General features: G+C 72.7%; 12 protein-coding genes and 2 riboswitches. Of the genes, 10 read left to right on the top strand and 2 right to left on the bottom strand.

All coding sequences use genetic code 11. The features are described 5' to 3' along the window. Positions 1 to 199: 199 nt before the first annotated feature. Positions 200 to 1,006, bottom strand: a complete 807-nt coding sequence (locus tag ACFHW0_RS20590; RefSeq protein WP_416609932.1) for a M23 family metallopeptidase — start codon at positions 1,004 to 1,006, stop codon at positions 200 to 202. Positions 1,007 to 1,419: 413 nt separating this feature from the next. Next, positions 1,420 to 1,567, top strand: a riboswitch (cobalamin riboswitch). A gap of 99 nt (positions 1,568 to 1,666) precedes the next feature. Between ACFHW0_RS20590 and ACFHW0_RS20585 the strand changes: the two genes are divergently transcribed. From ACFHW0_RS20585 to ACFHW0_RS20555, 7 genes are all read left to right on the top strand, one after another. After that, positions 1,667 to 2,719: a peptidase gene (locus ACFHW0_RS20585; RefSeq protein WP_416609930.1), complete on the top strand. Its 1,053-nt coding sequence runs from the start codon at positions 1,667 to 1,669 to the stop codon at positions 2,717 to 2,719. 35 nt (positions 2,720 to 2,754) lie between these two features. Beyond that, entirely contained in the window at positions 2,755 to 3,240 is a 486-nt protein-coding gene (locus ACFHW0_RS20580) for a hypothetical protein (RefSeq protein ID WP_366642884.1), read from the top strand. A gap of 88 nt (positions 3,241 to 3,328) precedes the next feature. Continuing rightward, positions 3,329 to 3,469: riboswitch (cobalamin riboswitch) on the top strand. Between the two features lie 136 nt (positions 3,470 to 3,605). After that, entirely contained in the window at positions 3,606 to 5,078 is a 1,473-nt protein-coding gene (locus tag ACFHW0_RS20575; protein WP_416609928.1) for a prenyltransferase/squalene oxidase repeat-containing protein, read from the top strand. Next, a complete protein-coding gene (locus ACFHW0_RS20570; RefSeq protein WP_416609926.1) occupies positions 5,075 to 5,992 on the top strand; it encodes a hypothetical protein in 918 nt (305 codons plus the stop codon). Before ACFHW0_RS20575 ends, ACFHW0_RS20570 begins: the two co-directional genes overlap by 4 nt. Further along, positions 5,985 to 7,247 (top strand): CbiQ family ECF transporter T component, encoded by a 1,263-nt coding sequence (locus tag ACFHW0_RS20565; RefSeq protein WP_416609924.1) that lies wholly within the window; start codon positions 5,985 to 5,987, stop codon positions 7,245 to 7,247. Before ACFHW0_RS20570 ends, ACFHW0_RS20565 begins: the two co-directional genes overlap by 8 nt. Next, positions 7,244 to 8,875: an ABC transporter ATP-binding protein gene (locus ACFHW0_RS20560; protein WP_416609922.1), complete on the top strand. Its 1,632-nt coding sequence runs from the start codon at positions 7,244 to 7,246 to the stop codon at positions 8,873 to 8,875. Before ACFHW0_RS20565 ends, ACFHW0_RS20560 begins: the two co-directional genes overlap by 4 nt. Beyond that, entirely contained in the window at positions 8,872 to 9,708 is an 837-nt protein-coding gene (locus ACFHW0_RS20555) for an ECF transporter S component (protein ID WP_416609920.1), read from the top strand. The genes ACFHW0_RS20560 and ACFHW0_RS20555 overlap by 4 nt, the downstream gene beginning before the upstream one ends. Before the next feature lie 342 nt (positions 9,709 to 10,050). On the opposite strand, the gene ACFHW0_RS20550 is transcribed toward ACFHW0_RS20555, so the two are convergent. Next, the gene (locus ACFHW0_RS20550; protein WP_416609918.1) at positions 10,051 to 10,227 is read right to left on the bottom strand and encodes a hypothetical protein; all 177 of its coding nucleotides are present in this window, start codon (positions 10,225 to 10,227) and stop codon (positions 10,051 to 10,053) included. Between the two features lie 857 nt (positions 10,228 to 11,084). Between ACFHW0_RS20550 and ACFHW0_RS20545 the strand changes: the two genes are divergently transcribed. The 3 genes from ACFHW0_RS20545 (at position 11,085) to ACFHW0_RS20535 (ending at position 14,915) form a co-directional block, all read left to right on the top strand. Next, the gene (locus ACFHW0_RS20545; RefSeq protein ID WP_416609916.1) at positions 11,085 to 12,461 is read left to right on the top strand and encodes a family 43 glycosylhydrolase; all 1,377 of its coding nucleotides are present in this window, start codon (positions 11,085 to 11,087) and stop codon (positions 12,459 to 12,461) included. Between the two features lie 36 nt (positions 12,462 to 12,497). Next, positions 12,498 to 13,937, top strand: coding sequence for a glycoside hydrolase family 43 protein (locus ACFHW0_RS20540; protein WP_416609914.1), 1,440 nt, complete (start codon positions 12,498 to 12,500; stop codon positions 13,935 to 13,937). Between the two features lie 114 nt (positions 13,938 to 14,051). Next, complete coding sequence (locus tag ACFHW0_RS20535; RefSeq protein WP_416609912.1) at positions 14,052 to 14,915, top strand: family 43 glycosylhydrolase; 864 nt, start codon at positions 14,052 to 14,054, stop codon at positions 14,913 to 14,915. Positions 14,916 to 14,954 lie beyond the last annotated feature (39 nt).

Raw genomic sequence — 14,954 nt, 5'->3', positions numbered from 1 at the left:
CCCGGCGGCGGTGACGATCGCCGAGGCGGACCGGACGCCCTGTGGCGCCGTTCCGGGCGTCACAGGTGGTGCCGCCGCCCGGCCGAGCGGTCAACTATGAAGGTGCCGGAAGCCGGCCCGCTTCAGTTGCAGCGAGCCGGCCGGTCCTCTCCGCGGTCACCCCCGGGATGGCTGCGTGGTCAGCAGCACGGTGGTGCCGTCAGGCAGGCACCGTCCCGTTCAGGTACGCGTTGATCTGGTCGATCTCCAGCGCGTTGAAGACCTCGGGCTGGGCGGCGGCCTGGTTCGAGTTGATGATCCGCTTGAACAAGTTGTAGTGCGCGATCGACCGCAGCCCGATGACGCGGTTGGGGGTGACCAGGTAACCGGTGCCGCCGGTGCTCCAGATGAGGTACATCAGTCCATCCTTCGTGACAATCTCGGGGGGAGATCCGGGCGCCCCGGCGTACGGGGCACCCGTGAGAACCGACTCGGGGTTAACTCGCTGACCGTTCGGCTGGAAGATCTCAAGGTGCAGGTGCGCGCCGGTGGAGCGGCCGGTGGATCCCACGTTGCCGATGTGCTGGCCGGCGGCGACCTGCGTGCCCGTCCCGACTCTGGGAGCCTCCCGCATGTGCCCGTAGACACTCCGCCAACCATCGGCGTGCGTGATGGTGGCGTGGTGGCCGAGGCCGCTCGCGCTGTACGAGACGCTGGTCACCGTGCCCGCCGCGATCGAACGGATCGGATAGCCGAGGATCCCGGAGTAGCTGTAGTCCGTGCCGTTGTGCATCCTGGACTGACCGGTGATCGGATCTGTCCGCATGCCGTACGAGGACGTGACCGGGACCCATTTGTCGAATGGCCGGTTCCATCTCGGCGTCGCGCCGTACGCGGCCTCCGCGAGCCACGCTTCCGGAATGATGCCGGCCGCCAGCGTGGCGGTGACCAGGCCAAGCAGATGGCGACGGTCGATGCCACGCGGCGCCGCCCCATCCACCGGCGATGTTTCGTCGAACGTCTGCATTCGGCCCCTTGCTCACAATGAACGACGAACGATCCGCACCGGGGAGACCACCGACTGTGACTTCTGCTCAGTTCCGGGCCGCTGGTTCGGGACGGGCCGACCAACCCCTTCGGCAGCGAACCAGCGAGCCCGCGTGCATCTGGGATCTTGGATATTAGGGGATCGAACTCCGTTGGTGTCAAGACTCGGCTTCCGCCCGGTGGTCAGGCCCGAAGCCGCGCCGGCCGCCTCGGCGGCGCCGGCCGCCCTCGACGGTGCCCATGGAACGGATAAGGGGCGACGCGACCGCTGGCGACCGACCGTGGTCACCGAAGGGATCACCTGAACCCGGGCCGGACGCGCCCGCGGTCGGCGACCGCCCCGGCAACGGCCACCGAGCGTCCGCAGTGGACGACGCATTGACACGGCAGCGCGTACGCGGCCAGACTGACGCCACAACTCCATCAGCGCGTGTGTATGGGGGAAGTCCGGTCGAAGTCCGGCGCTGGCCCGCAACGGTAGGCCGTCGAGGTGCACCTCTGACGGCAAGCCCGAATACCCGACGTACGCGAGTCCGCTCCCCCACCCGTCGTGGCCCACGGGTCGGAGTCCCGCTCGACCCCCCGCGCTGCGATGGTCGTCCGGGCTTCTGACGACCGCCGGGCCGGAAAGGCGCTTCCGATGGCCGTCCGCCTGAGCCGGCACCGCCTGCTCGCCCTGCTCTGCGGTGTGCTCACCGCACTCACCCTCGCGACGCCGGCATCGGCCCACGTCTCCCCCACCTCGCCCGCCGGGGTCGGTCGGTCGGAGGCCGCGGCCGGCTGGCTGGCCCGGCAACTCGTCGACGGCGAACGCCTCGAGGTGGTCTTCGACGGCGTCGCCTACCCCGACCAGGGGCTGACCCTCGACGCGGTGTTCGCCTTCGCCGCCGCCGGCGTCGCCGACGACCCGGAGGCCCGGGCGCTGGCCTGGGTCACCCGGCCGGACATCCGCGACACCTACGTCGGCGACGGCACGACCGAGGCGTACGCGGGCGCGACCGCCAAGCTCGCCCTCGCCGTCCAGGTGCGCGGCGGCGACCCGACCGACGTCGGCGGCGTGGATCTGATCGCCCGGCTGCGCTCGCTCCAGGCCCCCAGCGGCCGGTTCACCGACCGGTCGGCGTACGGGGACTACAGCAACACGTTCAGCCAGTCCTTCGCCCTCCTCGCCCTGGACAGCACCTCGCAGGGCACGCCCCCGGCGGCCGCCGCCTGGCTGGCCGGCACCCGCTGCCCGGACGGCGGCTACCCGGCGCTGCCCGCGCAACCGGTCTGCACCTCCGACGTGGACGCCACCGCGCTCGCGGTGCAGGCGCTGCGGGTCGCCGGCCGCCCGACCGACGCCACCGCCGGGCTGCACTGGCTGCTGTCCGTGCAGCGCGCCGACGGCGGTTTCGCCAACGCCGCCGGCACCCCGAACGCCAACAGCACCGGCCTCGCCGCCCAGGCGCTGCGCGACGGTCACCGACCGCTGGCCTGGGCACGGGCGCGGGCGTTCCTCGCCGGCCTCCAGGTCGGCTGCGCCGGGGCACCGGCCGACCGGGGCGCGGTCGACTTCGACGGCGGCACCTTCGACCCGGGCACCGCTGCCCGGGCCACCGGCCAGGCTGTCCTCGGCCTGACCGGCACCGGCTACGCCCGGCTGTCCGCGGCCGGCGCCACCCCGGGCACGCCGGCCCCCGCCTGCCCGTGACCCGTCCCGTCGCTCACCCGATTCCAGGAGGAACCGTGTTCCGTCACCGATCCACCGTGCGCGCCCGGCTCGCCGGCCTGCTGGCCGCCGCCGTCGCCACCGTCGCCCTCACCGCCGTCGAACCCGCCCCACGGGCCGCGCACGCCGCCGCCTGCACCGGCACCTCCGGCGTCACCGTCGTGGTGGACTTCGCCGCGCTCGGCGGCGGCGTCCAGGTCGCCTGCGCCCCGGGCGACCCGGCCACCGGGGTGGCCGCCCTCCAGGGCGCCGGCTTCACGGTGACCGGCACCCAGCGCTGGGGACTGGCATTCGTCTGCCGGATCAACGGCAAGCCGACCGTCGCGACCGATCCGTGTGTCAACACCCCGCCCGCCACGGCGTACTGGTCGTACTGGCACGCCTCCAGCGGCGGCGCCTGGTCCTACAGCACGTCCGGCGCGAGCAGCTACAACCCGGCCCCGGGCACCGTCGAGGGCTGGTCGTTCGGCGCGGGCGCCCCGCCGAGCATCGCCGCGCCCTGACCGTAGCCGCACACGGCGTGACCACGGTGCCGCACCGGGTGTCGGCCACCGCCCCTGGCGTCGCGAGACCTGCGGGCGGTACGGTGTCGGCACCCGGTGCACACCGGGTCCACAACTGCATACGTCCCGTGTGGGGGGAAGCCGGTTCGAAGCCGGCGCTGACCCGCAACCGTGAGCGAGGCCCCGGCCTCGCGAGCCGGAATGCCCCGCCCGGGACGAGCGGCTTCCACTGTCGAGGTTCACAGGGTGAAGTCCGGGCCACCGAGGCCCGCTCCACCCCGCTCATCGCATCACGCGAGCGGGGTGTCGCTGTCCCCGGGTGCTTTCCGGAGCTTCCACCGACCGCTCCGCGAAAGGCACCCCTCATGTCCCGGTCCCGGTCCCGCTCCCGGCGTCTCGGTGCCGGCGTGTTCGCCGCCACGGCGGCGACGATCGCCGCGCTCACCGCCGTACCCCTGACCGTCGTGGCCGCGCCCGCCCCGGCCCACGCTGCCGCCGCGCGCGACGCCGCTTCCTGGCTGGCCGGCGAGTTCGCCGACGGGGTGCTGCCCGGCCCGTTCGGCGGCCCGGACTGGGGTCTGACCGTCGACGGGATCCTCGCCCTGTCCGCGACCGGGGTGGACGCGCCGGTACGTCAGGCCGCCACGGCGCAGATCGCGGCGCACGTGCGGTCCTACAACAGCTACGACGACTGGGGCTTCCCGGGCTTCACCGACGGCGGGGCGACCGCGAAGCTGCTGTACGCCGCCTCCGCCGCCGGAGCTGACCCCACCGACTTCGGCGGCTTCGACCTGCGGACGGAGACCCTGTCGCTGGTCGCCGGCGCGGACGCGGGGCACCAGCGGGGGCGGATCACCAGCCGCACCACCGCCGACAGCGGGCCGGACGCCAGCAACACCTTCGACCAGTCCTTCGCGGTGCTGGGCCTGGCGCGCAGCGGCGACGTGCCGCAGGACACCGTCGACTTCCTCGTCCGGCAGCAGTGCGCGGCCGGTGGGTTCCGGCTCTACCCCGACACCGCCGACGGCCCGTCGCCGTCCTGCGACGAGCAGGCCGGCGCCACCCTCGACGTCGACTCGACCGCGATGGCCGTGCAGGCGCTGCTCGCCGCCGCCGACGACGGCGCCACCGGCGCCACCACAGCGGCCGGCAAGGCCGCGGACTGGCTGGTGGACCAGCAGCACCCCGACGGGTCGTTCGGCGGGTCCGGCCCGACCACCGGCGTAAACTCCAACAGCACCGGCCTGGCCGGGCAGGCCCTCGCCGCCGCCGGCCGCGACACCGAGGCCGCGCGGGCCGCGGGCGCGTTGGCCGCACTACAGCTCACCGCGGCACACGGTGGCGCGGCCGCCGCCGACGCGGGCGCCATCGCCTACAACGCCGACAGCCTGGCAACGGCCGTCGCGTCCGGGATCGGGGACAACGGCCGGGACCAGTGGCGCCGCAGCACCGCACAGGCCCTGCTCGGTCTCGTCCAGGTGCCGCTGGGGCGGATCGGACTCGACCCGCCGCCGTCGTCCCCCGGGCCGACCCCGACCGGCACGACCTCGCCCACCGCCACCGCCTCCCCGACGGCCACCACCTCCCCCACGCCCACCGGGTCACCGACGCCCACCGTGCCGGCCAGCCCGACGCCGAGCCCGTCGGCGACCACCGGGTCGCCGACGCCGTCCGCCACGGCATCGGCGACCGCCGCCCCGAGTGCGACCCCGACCACCCCCGGCCTGGGCGGGCTGCCGACGACCGGCGCGGCGATCACCAGCTACGTGCTGATCGCGTTCCTGCTGGTCGGGGGCGGGGTGCTGCTCCTCGTACTCAGCCGTCGGCGGGCGGCATGACCGTCCGGGCCGCCCGCGCCGGTCTGGTCGTCGCCCTCACCGCCGCCGGCACGGTGGTCGGGTCGGGCACCCCCGCGAGCGCCGCCGGCTCGGCCGGCTACTGCCCGGACGCCTCCGGCGTCACGGTGGTGGTCGACTTCCACGAACTCGGCGGCGGGACCGTGGTGCGGTGCGCCCGGGGCGAGCAGCCCACCGGTCTGGCGGCGCTCAAGAACGCCGGCTTCCAGGTCACCGGCACGCTGCGCTGGGGCGAGGGGTTCGTCTGCCGGATCGAGGGCAAGCCGTCGACGGCGTCCGAGAAGTGCGTCGACACGCCGCCCGCCAGCGCCTACTGGTCGTACTGGCACGCCGCCAGCGGCGGCAACTGGACGTACAGCGACAAGGGTGTGCTCAACCGCAGGCCGCCGGCCGGCAGCTTCGAGGGCTGGTCGTTCTCCCTCAACCGCGATGCCAGCGACGCGCCGCGACCTGGCGCGGCGCCGAGGCGGCCCGCGCCCCCGCCACCGCCCCCTCCGCCACCGGCACCGCCCACCCAGGGCGGTGGCCCGGTCGCCCCACCGCCGGCAGGAGACGGCGGCCCGGTCGCGCCACCCCCCGCCACCGCAGGCCGCCCCGGTGTGGCCGGACCGGCGCCGGGCTCCTCCGGGCCCGCGCCGCTCCCCACCGGTACGCCGACGGCCGGTGGCCCGGGCCCGACACCGAGCGCGGGAGCCGCGACACCACCTGCGGGCGGTGCCGTCGGCACACCGTCGGGCAGCTCCGTCGACCAGCCGGTGGTGACCGAGGTCGCCGCCTCCCGTGCCGGTCGCGGTGTTCCGCTGGGCACGGCGGCCGGCGTGCTGCTGCTGGTCGCGCTCGGCGTGGGCGGCCTGCTGGCCGCACGGCGACGGCGGGCCGTCGAGCCGGATGACTGACCGGAGCATTCACCAGGCGGACATGTCCGGAGGGGCCGACCGGGGACGGTCGGTGGGCCGGGTGGCGCGACTGCCCCGGGCGCTACACCCCGGCGCCTGGTGGCTGTGGGCGCTCGGCCTGGCCACCGCGGCCAGCCACACCACCAATCCGTTGCCGCTGGGCCTGCTCGTCGCCGTCGCCGCGCTGGTGGTCGTCCGGCGGCGGGGAGACGCGCCGTGGGCGCTGGCGTTCCGGATGTACCTGGTGCTCGGCGCGGTGATCGTGGCGATGCGGGTGGTGTTCCGGATCGTGTTCGGCGGCGGGCAGGGCGAGCACGTGCTCGTCCGGCTTCCCGAAATCCCCCTGCCCGCCTGGGCGGCGGGAATTCGCCTGTTCGGGCCGGTCGCCGCCGAGCAGCTCCTCGGCGGGTTCTACGACGGACTGCGGCTGGCCACGATGCTGGTCTGCCTGGGCGCGGCGAACGCCCTGGCCAACCCGAAGCGGCTGCTCAAAGCCGTGCCCGGGGCGCTGTACGCGGTGGGCACGGCCGTGGTGGTGGCGCTGTCGGTCGCCCCGCAACTGGTGGAGAGCGTGCTGCGGGTCCGCCGGGCGCGGCGGCTGCGGGGCGCCTCCGGCCGGGGGGTACGGGCGTTGCGGGGCGTCGCGCTGCCGGTGCTGGCCGACGCGCTGGACCGGTCTCTGGCCCTGGCCGCGGCGATGGACTCCCGGGGCTACGGCCGCACCCCGGCGGTGCCGGCCGGGCAGCGCGCCGTCACCGGTGCGCTGGTGCTCGGCGGGCTGGTCGGCGTCTGCGCCGGCACGTACGGGCTGCTCGACGCCACCGGACCCGGCTACCTCGGTCTGCCGATGCTCCTCGTCGGCCTGTCGACCGCCGTGACCGGCATGTTGCTGGCCGGCCGTCGGGTACGGCGCAGCCGCTACCGGCCGGACCACTGGCGGGGCGCGGAACTGCTCGTGGCCGGCTGCGGGGTGGGCACCGCCGCGCTGACGGTACTGGCCGGCTCGGTCGATCCGGAGCTGCTCTATCCGCCGGTCAGCCCGCTCACCTGGCCCGAGCTGACACCGCTGGTGCTGCTCGCCGTCGTGGTCGCGGCGGCACCGGCCTGGTTGGCGCCGCCTCCCGCGCTCGCCCGACCGGCCGCCGCGCGGAACGCCGGCCCGCCGCCCGCACCACGTGCTCCCGTCGGCGCCGCACCCGTGGATGCGGCGAGTCACCCGACCTCGTCGTCCCACGCGCGGGGAGGCCCTTCGTGATCGACTTCGACCGGGTGACCGTCCGGTACGCCGAAAGCGCCCGCGTGACCCTGCGGGACGTGACGCTGCACATCGGTGAGGGTGAGCTCTGCCTCGTCGTCGGCCGCACGGGAACGGGCAAGTCCACGCTGCTGCGGGCGATCAACGGGCTGGTGCCGCACTTCACCGGCGGCACCCTGCACGGCAGCGTGACGGTGGACGGCCGGGACACCCGCCGCCATCCGCCGCGTGATCTCGCCGACGTCGTCGGCGTCGTCGGGCAGGACCCGCTGTCCGGGTTCGTCACCGACACCGTCGAGGAGGAACTCGCCTACGGGATGGAGCAGCTCGCCCTGCCGGCGACGGTGATGCGCAAACGCGTCGAGGAGACCCTCGACCTGCTCGGCATCGCCGAGCTCCGCGACCGGCCGCTGCGGACACTGTCCGGCGGGCAGCAGCAGCGCGTCGCCATCGGGGCGGTGCTCACCGCCCACCCGAAGGTGCTGGTGCTCGACGAGCCCACCTCCGCGCTGGACCCCACGGCGGCCGAGGACGTGCTCGCCGTGGTGACCCGGCTGGTGCACGACCTCGGCGTGACGGTGGTGCTGGCCGAGCACCGGTTGGAACGGGTCGTGCAGTACGCCGACCGGCTGCTGCACCTGCCGGGTGACGGCCGGGTGGTGGACGGGGAGCCGGCCGCCGTGCTCGACGGTGTCGACATCGCACCGCCGCTGGTCGAGTTGGGCCGTCTCGCGGGTTGGACGCCGTTGCCGCTGTCGGTACGCGACGCCCGCCGGCGGGCGGCCGCCCTGCGCCACCGGCTCGCCGACGCGGCGGTACCGGCCGCGACGACGGTCCCCGACGTGTCCCCCGTGCTGACGGCGCGCAAGGTCGTCGTGCGCTATCCGGGGACGGTCGCCGTGGCGGGCGTCGACGTCGACCTGGCTCCGGGGCGGATCGTGGCGTTGATGGGGCGTAACGGCTCCGGCAAGTCCAGCCTGCTCTGGGCGTTGCAGGGCAGCGGCCCCCGCCACGGCGGCACCGTCGCGGTGGTCGGCGCGCGGGGCACCGTCGACCCGAAGGCGCTGCCGGCGGGCCGGGCCCGTCGTCATGTCGGGTTGGTCCCGCAGACCCCCGGTGATCTGCTGTACCTGGAGACGGTGCGGGCCGAGTGCGACCAGGCCGACCGGGAGACCGGGGCAGCCGACGGCACCTGTCGGTCGATGCTCGACCAGCTCACTCCGGGGATACCCGCCGACCGGCACCCCCGTGACCTGTCCGAGGGGCAGCGGCTCGCGCTCGCGCTCGCCGTCCAGCTCACCGCCGCCCCGCCGGTGGTCCTGCTCGACGAACCGACCCGCGGCCTGGACTACCGCGCCAAGCGGCAGTTCACCGCTGTCGTCCGACAGCTTGCCGACGCCGGCCGGGCGGTGATGATCGCGACGCACGACGTCGAGCTCGTCGCGGCCCTCGCCGACCGGGTCGTGGTGATGGCCGGGGGAGAGATCGTCGCCGACGGCACCACGGCGGAGGTCATGCTCGCCTCGCCGGCGTTCGCCCCGCAGGTGGCCAAGGTTCTCGCTCCCGCGCCGTGGCTGACCGTGGAGCAGGTCGCGGCCGCGCTGGCCACGACCGGGGAGCCGGGGTGAGCGTGCTGCGGGTCGCCCCGCGCACCGCCGTCGTGCTGGTGCTAGCCTCCGCCGCCGCGCTGGCGACCTTCACCTGGCCGTTCTTCGTCCCCGCTGATCCCGAGGGCACGGCCCGCACCGGCGAGGCGCCGCTGGTGTTCCTCGTGGTGCTGCCGGTGCTCGTGGCCCTGGTGCTGGCCGAACTCAGCTCCGGCGGCATCGACAGCAAGGCGTTGGCGATGCTCGGGGTGCTCGCGGCCGTCAACGCCGCGCTGCGCCCGCTCGGCGCCGGCACCGCGGGCATCGAGACGGTGTTCTTCCTCCTCGTCCTCGCCGGCCGGGTGTTCGGGCCCGGGTTCGGCTTCCTGCTCGGCTCGACGTCGCTGTTCGCCTCCGCACTGCTCACCGCGGGGGTCGGGCCGTGGTTGCCGTTCCAGATGCTGGCCGCGTCCTGGATCGGTCTCGGCGCCGGGCTGCTACCGGCCAGGCTGCGGGGCCGGGCGGAGATCGCCGCCCTGGCCGGCTACGGCGTGCTCGCGGCCTACGGCTACGGGCTGCTGATGAACCTGTGGTTCTGGCCGTTCAGCATCGGCGCGGACACCCAGCTCTCCTACGTCGCCGGAGCGCCGCTGCTGGAGAACCTGCACCGATTCGCCGTGTTCACGGCGGTCACCTCCACCTTCGGCTGGGACACCGGCCGCGCGATCACCACCGCCGTGGCGATCGTCCTCGCCGGTCCCGCAGTCCTCGCCGCGCTGCGCCGCGCCGCCCGAAGGGCCGCGTTCGGCGCACCAGTTACCTTCGCCGCGCCCGATCCGCAGCCGGCCACGGGCACCACGCCTGGCCCACCGTGAAAGACGGTCGCCCTCGGTGTCGGGGACCGCGGCGGGCGACCGGGGCGCAGGGCGAGGTCACCGGGCGTCGGTGATGCCTAGCTCGGCACCACAGTCAGCGCACCTGACCAGGCCTTCGCAGCGGCGCCCGGCCGGAATGGATCGGGCGCAGCACTTCTCAGTCACCCCACGATCGTTACGGCCGCTCGTCAGAGGCTCGTCCCGACCCGTCCCGACCAGGGCACCGGACGACTCGACCAGGTGCAGGAACCGTCGAAGAGCCGGCCACGGCAGGTGCTTGGCTCCGGGATGGTGGTCAGGGCAGACCTGACTACCACCCCGGAACGTGTCACATGCCTGCCGTCAGCCCAGGTCGTGGGCGAGGGTGTTCCAGAAGTTCGGCATCGCGCTGAACCATGCCTTCTTCTTGTTCGAGGCGGCGTTGTTGCGCCCCACGTTGCTGCGGCTGTGCAGGCCGAACGCGTGCCGCTTGCCGACGACGGGAGCCGGTAGACCTCGCCTCCGCTGTCGCCGAAACATGGGTCGCAACCCTCGTACCTGGTCAGGCCGCCCCGGGCCGCGTCGCTGGCCTTGGCGATGACACCGCACGGGTTGCCGATCGTGCGGGCACGTTGGTCGGTGACCTGGATGCGACCCGCGTCGACCGCACCGGAGTTGATCGCGTTGGCCGTGGTCATCGGGCCGATCAACGTACCGGCGGTGTACCGGTTGGTCGTCGTAGTGCTGTTCCTCCAGCGTCGGGGAGCGTCGCCGGTCAGGCATGTTCGAGGTCCCGCGGCTGTCGGGATGCTCAGCATCACCTGCTGCCCTCGCCGTCGTGACACCACCATCGTCGGCTGCCGCGGCGATCGCCAGGCCGGCCGGCTCTTCCCTGCCACCCGAGCGCACAGGTCGGAGACAGCGGGCCGGCCGGCGCGAGGCCCCTGGTGGGTGGGGGGCATCCGGGTGGGGTGCGGATCGTCCGGGCGAGGACCGCAGTCGATGCGTTCGCGGGCTGCTGGCCGTGATGGGCAGACCCGAGTGAACGAGCATGTTCGATTTCTTGACAGTCCAGATGCGAGTCGCTAACACTTGTCCGTAACGCGAACGTAACGAACGGAACGCACGTTTCCTGCCCCAGCGCGACGCACTGGAACTGCGGGTGCGGTAGGTCGCCACTATCAGAACCAGCAAGCCGTGAGGCTGCGCATGCTGCAAGCATGTTAACGCTCACACCAAGATGGCCATGCCGGACGGGGAGATCGTTACCGTGGTCACCCGGGGAGTAGCAGCGGCTTCGGCCGCCGGTGTGCCGACCACCTGTGGCGCTTCGACTAGACCACACCGCTTTCAGCCGACTGTCGGGAGCATCGATGATGCGTTTACGTTCACTCCTCGTGCTTTCCGCCGTGGCCGCCGCCGCTCTCGTGGTGGTCGTCGACGGGCCGGCACGTGCCGCCACGCTGCCGGCCGGCGCCCGTTCGCTGGAGTCGGTCAACCGCGCCGGCCGGTACGTGCGGCACGTCGACCATCTCGGTCAGCTCGATCCGGTCACCTCCGGCAGCGCCAACCAGACCAAGCTGGATGCCACCTTCACCGTCGTCAACGGTCTGGCGTCCCCGACCTGCTACTCGTTCCAGACCAAGACCGGCATGTTCCTGCGGCACCGCGACTACCGGCTCCGGGTCGATTCCAACACAGGCGACGTCACCTTCCGGGCCGACGCCACCTTCTGCGGGGTGGACGGCTCGGTCGCCGGATCAGTGGCGCTCACCTCGTACAACTACCCGAACCGGCGGATCCGGCACCGCGACTTCGCGCTCTGGCTCGACACCTACCAGGACACGGCCGCGTTCCGGGCGGACAGCTCCTTCCGCCTCGTCGCGCCGTGGGCGCCCAGGACCACCAGGGGCCCGGTGATCCCGGGCCTCTTCGCCGACCCGCACATCACCAGATTCCACGAGCGCTATTACCTGTACCCGACCACCGACGGCTACGCGAGCTGGGCCGGCACCTACTACAAGGCATTCTCCTCCACCGACCTGGTCAACTGGACCGCCCATGGCGTCATCCTCGACCACGGCCCGGACGTGTCCTGGGCGGACAACTCGGCCTGGGCGCCGGCGGTGGCCAGCGCCAACGGCCGCTACTACCTGTACTTCAGCGGCGGCGCCGCCAGCGGCAACACCGCCAAACAGCTCGGCGTGGCCGTGGCCGACAGCCCCACCGGGCCGTTCCGCGACGCGCTGGGCCGACCGCTCATCCGTAGCGACCAGTTCTCCGTTGGACAGGCGATCGACCCGATGGTGTTCACCGACGACGACGGCCGGTCCTACCTGTACTGGGGACAGGGCGTCGCGCGGGCGGTGCGTCTGGACACCAACATGGTCTCCTTCGACGCGGCGCAGGTGCGGGTCATCACGCCGTCCGGCTACAACGAGGCGCCGTTCGTATTCAAGCGCAACGGCCGGTACTACTTCATGTGGTCGGAGAACGACACGCGCAGCGAGGACTACCGGGTCGCGTACGCCACCGGCTCCTCGCCCCTCGGGCCGTGGACCAGGCGCGGCGTGGTGCTGCAGAAGCGGCTCGAGGTCGGCATCAAGGGCACCGGCCACCACTCGGTGGTCCGCGCACCCGACAGCGACACCTGGTACGTCGCCTACCACCGGTTCGCCGTGCCGGCCGGCAACGGCACCAACCGCGAGACCGCCGTCGACCGGATGGAGTTCGACACCGACGGCACCATCCGCCCCGTCGTACCGACCCTCTAGCTGACCTGAATGCCCCTCCGCGAAGGAGATACACCCATGTCGAGAGTCCTTGCCCGGCTGGGCGCGGTGTCGGTCGCCGCGTGCCTGCTGTTCACCACCTGGTCGGGCGCGACGCCGAAGGAGGCGGCCGCGCTCGACCCGACCGTCGGCTACCTGATGGCGCACTTCACCGGCGAGTCGTCGACCGATCAGCAGATCTATCTCGCCCACAGCACCGACGGCCTGCGCTGGACGGACCTCAACAACGGTGGGCTCGTACTGCGTTCCACCGTCGGCACCCGTGGCGTCCGCGACCCCGCCCTGGTCCGCTCGCCCGCCGGCGACCGGTACTGGATCGTCGCCACGGACCTGTGCATCGGCTGCGGCCAGGACTGGTCGACCGCGATCAACAACGGCAGCCGTAACCTCGTCGTGTGGGAGTCCACCGACCTGGTCAACTGGTCGGCGCCGTGGCTGCTGAACGTCGCCGGAGCGATCCCGGACGGACGAAATGCCTGGGCTCCGGAGGCGATCTGGAACCCGGCCACCGGCGACTACGTCCTCTACTGGGCCACGAACGTCCCCCTCGACGGGGCGACCAAGCATCGCGTCTACTCCGCGCGCACGGCGAACTTCCGCAGCATCACGACCCCGCAGAACTACATCAACCGGCCCGGCAGCCAGGAGATCATCGACACCCAGATCGTCGAGGTGCCGGCCGGCGCCGGCGCCTACCGCTACGTCCGGGCCTCCCGGGACAGCCAGATCACCGTCGAAGGCAGCAACTCCATCCTCGGCACCTGGACAAGCCTTGGAAACCTGTCCGGCCTCGGGCTGACCGGCTCCCAGGTCGAGGGTCCGATGTGGCTGAAGTTCAACAGCCGCGACGAGTGGGTGCTCTACCTTGACCAGTACGCGTCCGGGCGCGGCTACCTGCCCGTCCTGACCACCGACCCGTCGAGCCCCGGCGGCTTCCGGCTGCCGGCGTCCGGCTCGTACGCCATGGGCGGCACCAAGAAGCGGCACGGCTCGATCCTCAACCTGACCGTCAACGAGCAGAGCCGCGTGCTCGCCCGTTGGGGCACCACCGCGGCCAGCCGGATCCAGTCGTACAACTTCCCCGACCGGTACGTGCGGCACGCCGACTACGACGCCCGCATCGACCCGAACGTCAGCCCGGCCCAGGACGGCCAGTGGCGGCTGGTACCCGGCCTGGCCGGTTCCGGCACGGTGTCCATCCAGTCGGTCAACTTCCCGGGCTACTACCTGCGCCACTACGGGTTCGACTTCCGACTGGAAGCCAACGACGGCACCGCCGTCTTCGCCGCCGACGCCACCTTCCAGCAGGTCGCCGGCCTCGCCAACTCCTCCTGGACGTCGTTCCGGTCCTACAGCCACCCGGACCGCTACATCCGGCACTCCAACTACCTGCTCCGACTCGATCCAATCACCGACGTGCAGGGCCGTACCGACGCCACCTTCCGCGTCACCAACTGAACCCGCCTCTGGACAGCCTCCGCCGGACGAATTTCCGGCATGGCGATGTCAAGGCCCGCCCGCCCGTTCGCCCGAGAGTGAGGAGACAACATGAGGTCTCGGAAGGAACGGACGATGACTCGTCCCCGTCCACTGGTCGCGGTGGTCGGCGTCCTCGCGTTCATCCTCGGCGCTCTGGCGGTGCCGCAGCCCGCCTCGGCGGCCACCACGCTGGTCTACACGACGTTCAAGGGGGACGGGGCGGCCGACCAGGAGTTGTGGGTCTACCAGTCCACCAACGGGGGGACGAGCTACGACGTCCTCTACGACACGAACTTCCGGGGGCCGACAGGGGTGCTCCGCGATCCGAGCATCATCAAGCGCGACGGCACCTACTACGTCGCGTACACGTGGCAGTCCTGGACGACGAACTCGACCTACTTCGCCGTCGCGCGCAGCACCGACCTGCGGAACTGGACGAACATCGCCACCGTCCCGTCGGGCATCGCCAGTACCCGGAACGTGTGGGCACCGGAGTTCCACATCGAGGGCAGCACGGTCCGGGTCATCGTGAGTGTCCGGCAGAGCACGAACTCGAGCGGCTTCCGGCCGTACGTCTACACCGCCCAGAACCCGGGCCTCACGTCGTGGAGCGGCCCGCAGCAGATGCGCGGCCTGGGCTACAACTACATCGACACGTACGTCGTGAAGTCCGGCAGCACCTACCACGCCTTCACGAAGAACGAGAGCACGAAGTACATCGAGCGCTGGACGAGCATCAGCCTGACCAGCGGCTGGACCCGCGCAGGCACGCTGTGGAGCTCGGGCTACGAGGGTCCGTCCCTGGTCCGGCTGGACAACGGGCAGTACCGGATCTACGTCGACAAGTACACCAACGGCGGTATCTGGACGGCGACGAGTTCGAACCTCACCTCGTGGACCGGCCTGAGCCTGGTGGACTGCTCCGGCTGCCGCCACGGCACGGCGATCCCGAAGTGACCTGACCCGTTCGCGGTCGTCCGAGCGGCTCGCGAATGC

The sequence above is a fragment of the Micromonospora sp. LOL_025 genome (assembly GCF_048060285.1).
Classification (GTDB): Bacteria; Actinomycetota; Actinomycetes; order Mycobacteriales; family Micromonosporaceae; genus Micromonospora.
This window is presented reverse-complemented; position numbering and strand designations above follow the sequence as displayed.

What these genes read in the sequence shown, in the direction of transcription:
- ACFHW0_RS20540 (WP_416609914.1), top strand. Translation starts at nt 12,498, where the DNA reads ATGTCGAGAGTCCTTGCCCGGCTGGGCGCGGTGTCGGTCGCCGCGTGC.
- ACFHW0_RS20585 (WP_416609930.1), top strand. Translation starts at nt 1,667, where the DNA reads ATGGCCGTCCGCCTGAGCCGGCACCGCCTGCTCGCCCTGCTCTGCGGT.
- ACFHW0_RS20535 (WP_416609912.1), top strand. Translation starts at nt 14,052, where the DNA reads ATGACTCGTCCCCGTCCACTGGTCGCGGTGGTCGGCGTCCTCGCGTTC.
- ACFHW0_RS20570 (WP_416609926.1), top strand. Translation starts at nt 5,075, where the DNA reads ATGACCGTCCGGGCCGCCCGCGCCGGTCTGGTCGTCGCCCTCACCGCC.
- ACFHW0_RS20565 (WP_416609924.1), top strand. Translation starts at nt 5,985, where the DNA reads ATGACTGACCGGAGCATTCACCAGGCGGACATGTCCGGAGGGGCCGAC.
- ACFHW0_RS20575 (WP_416609928.1), top strand. Translation starts at nt 3,606, where the DNA reads ATGTCCCGGTCCCGGTCCCGCTCCCGGCGTCTCGGTGCCGGCGTGTTC.
- ACFHW0_RS20590 (WP_416609932.1), bottom strand. Translation starts at nt 1,006, where the DNA reads ATGCAGACGTTCGACGAAACATCGCCGGTGGATGGGGCGGCGCCGCGT.
- ACFHW0_RS20550 (WP_416609918.1), bottom strand. Translation starts at nt 10,227, where the DNA reads ATGTTTCGGCGACAGCGGAGGCGAGGTCTACCGGCTCCCGTCGTCGGC.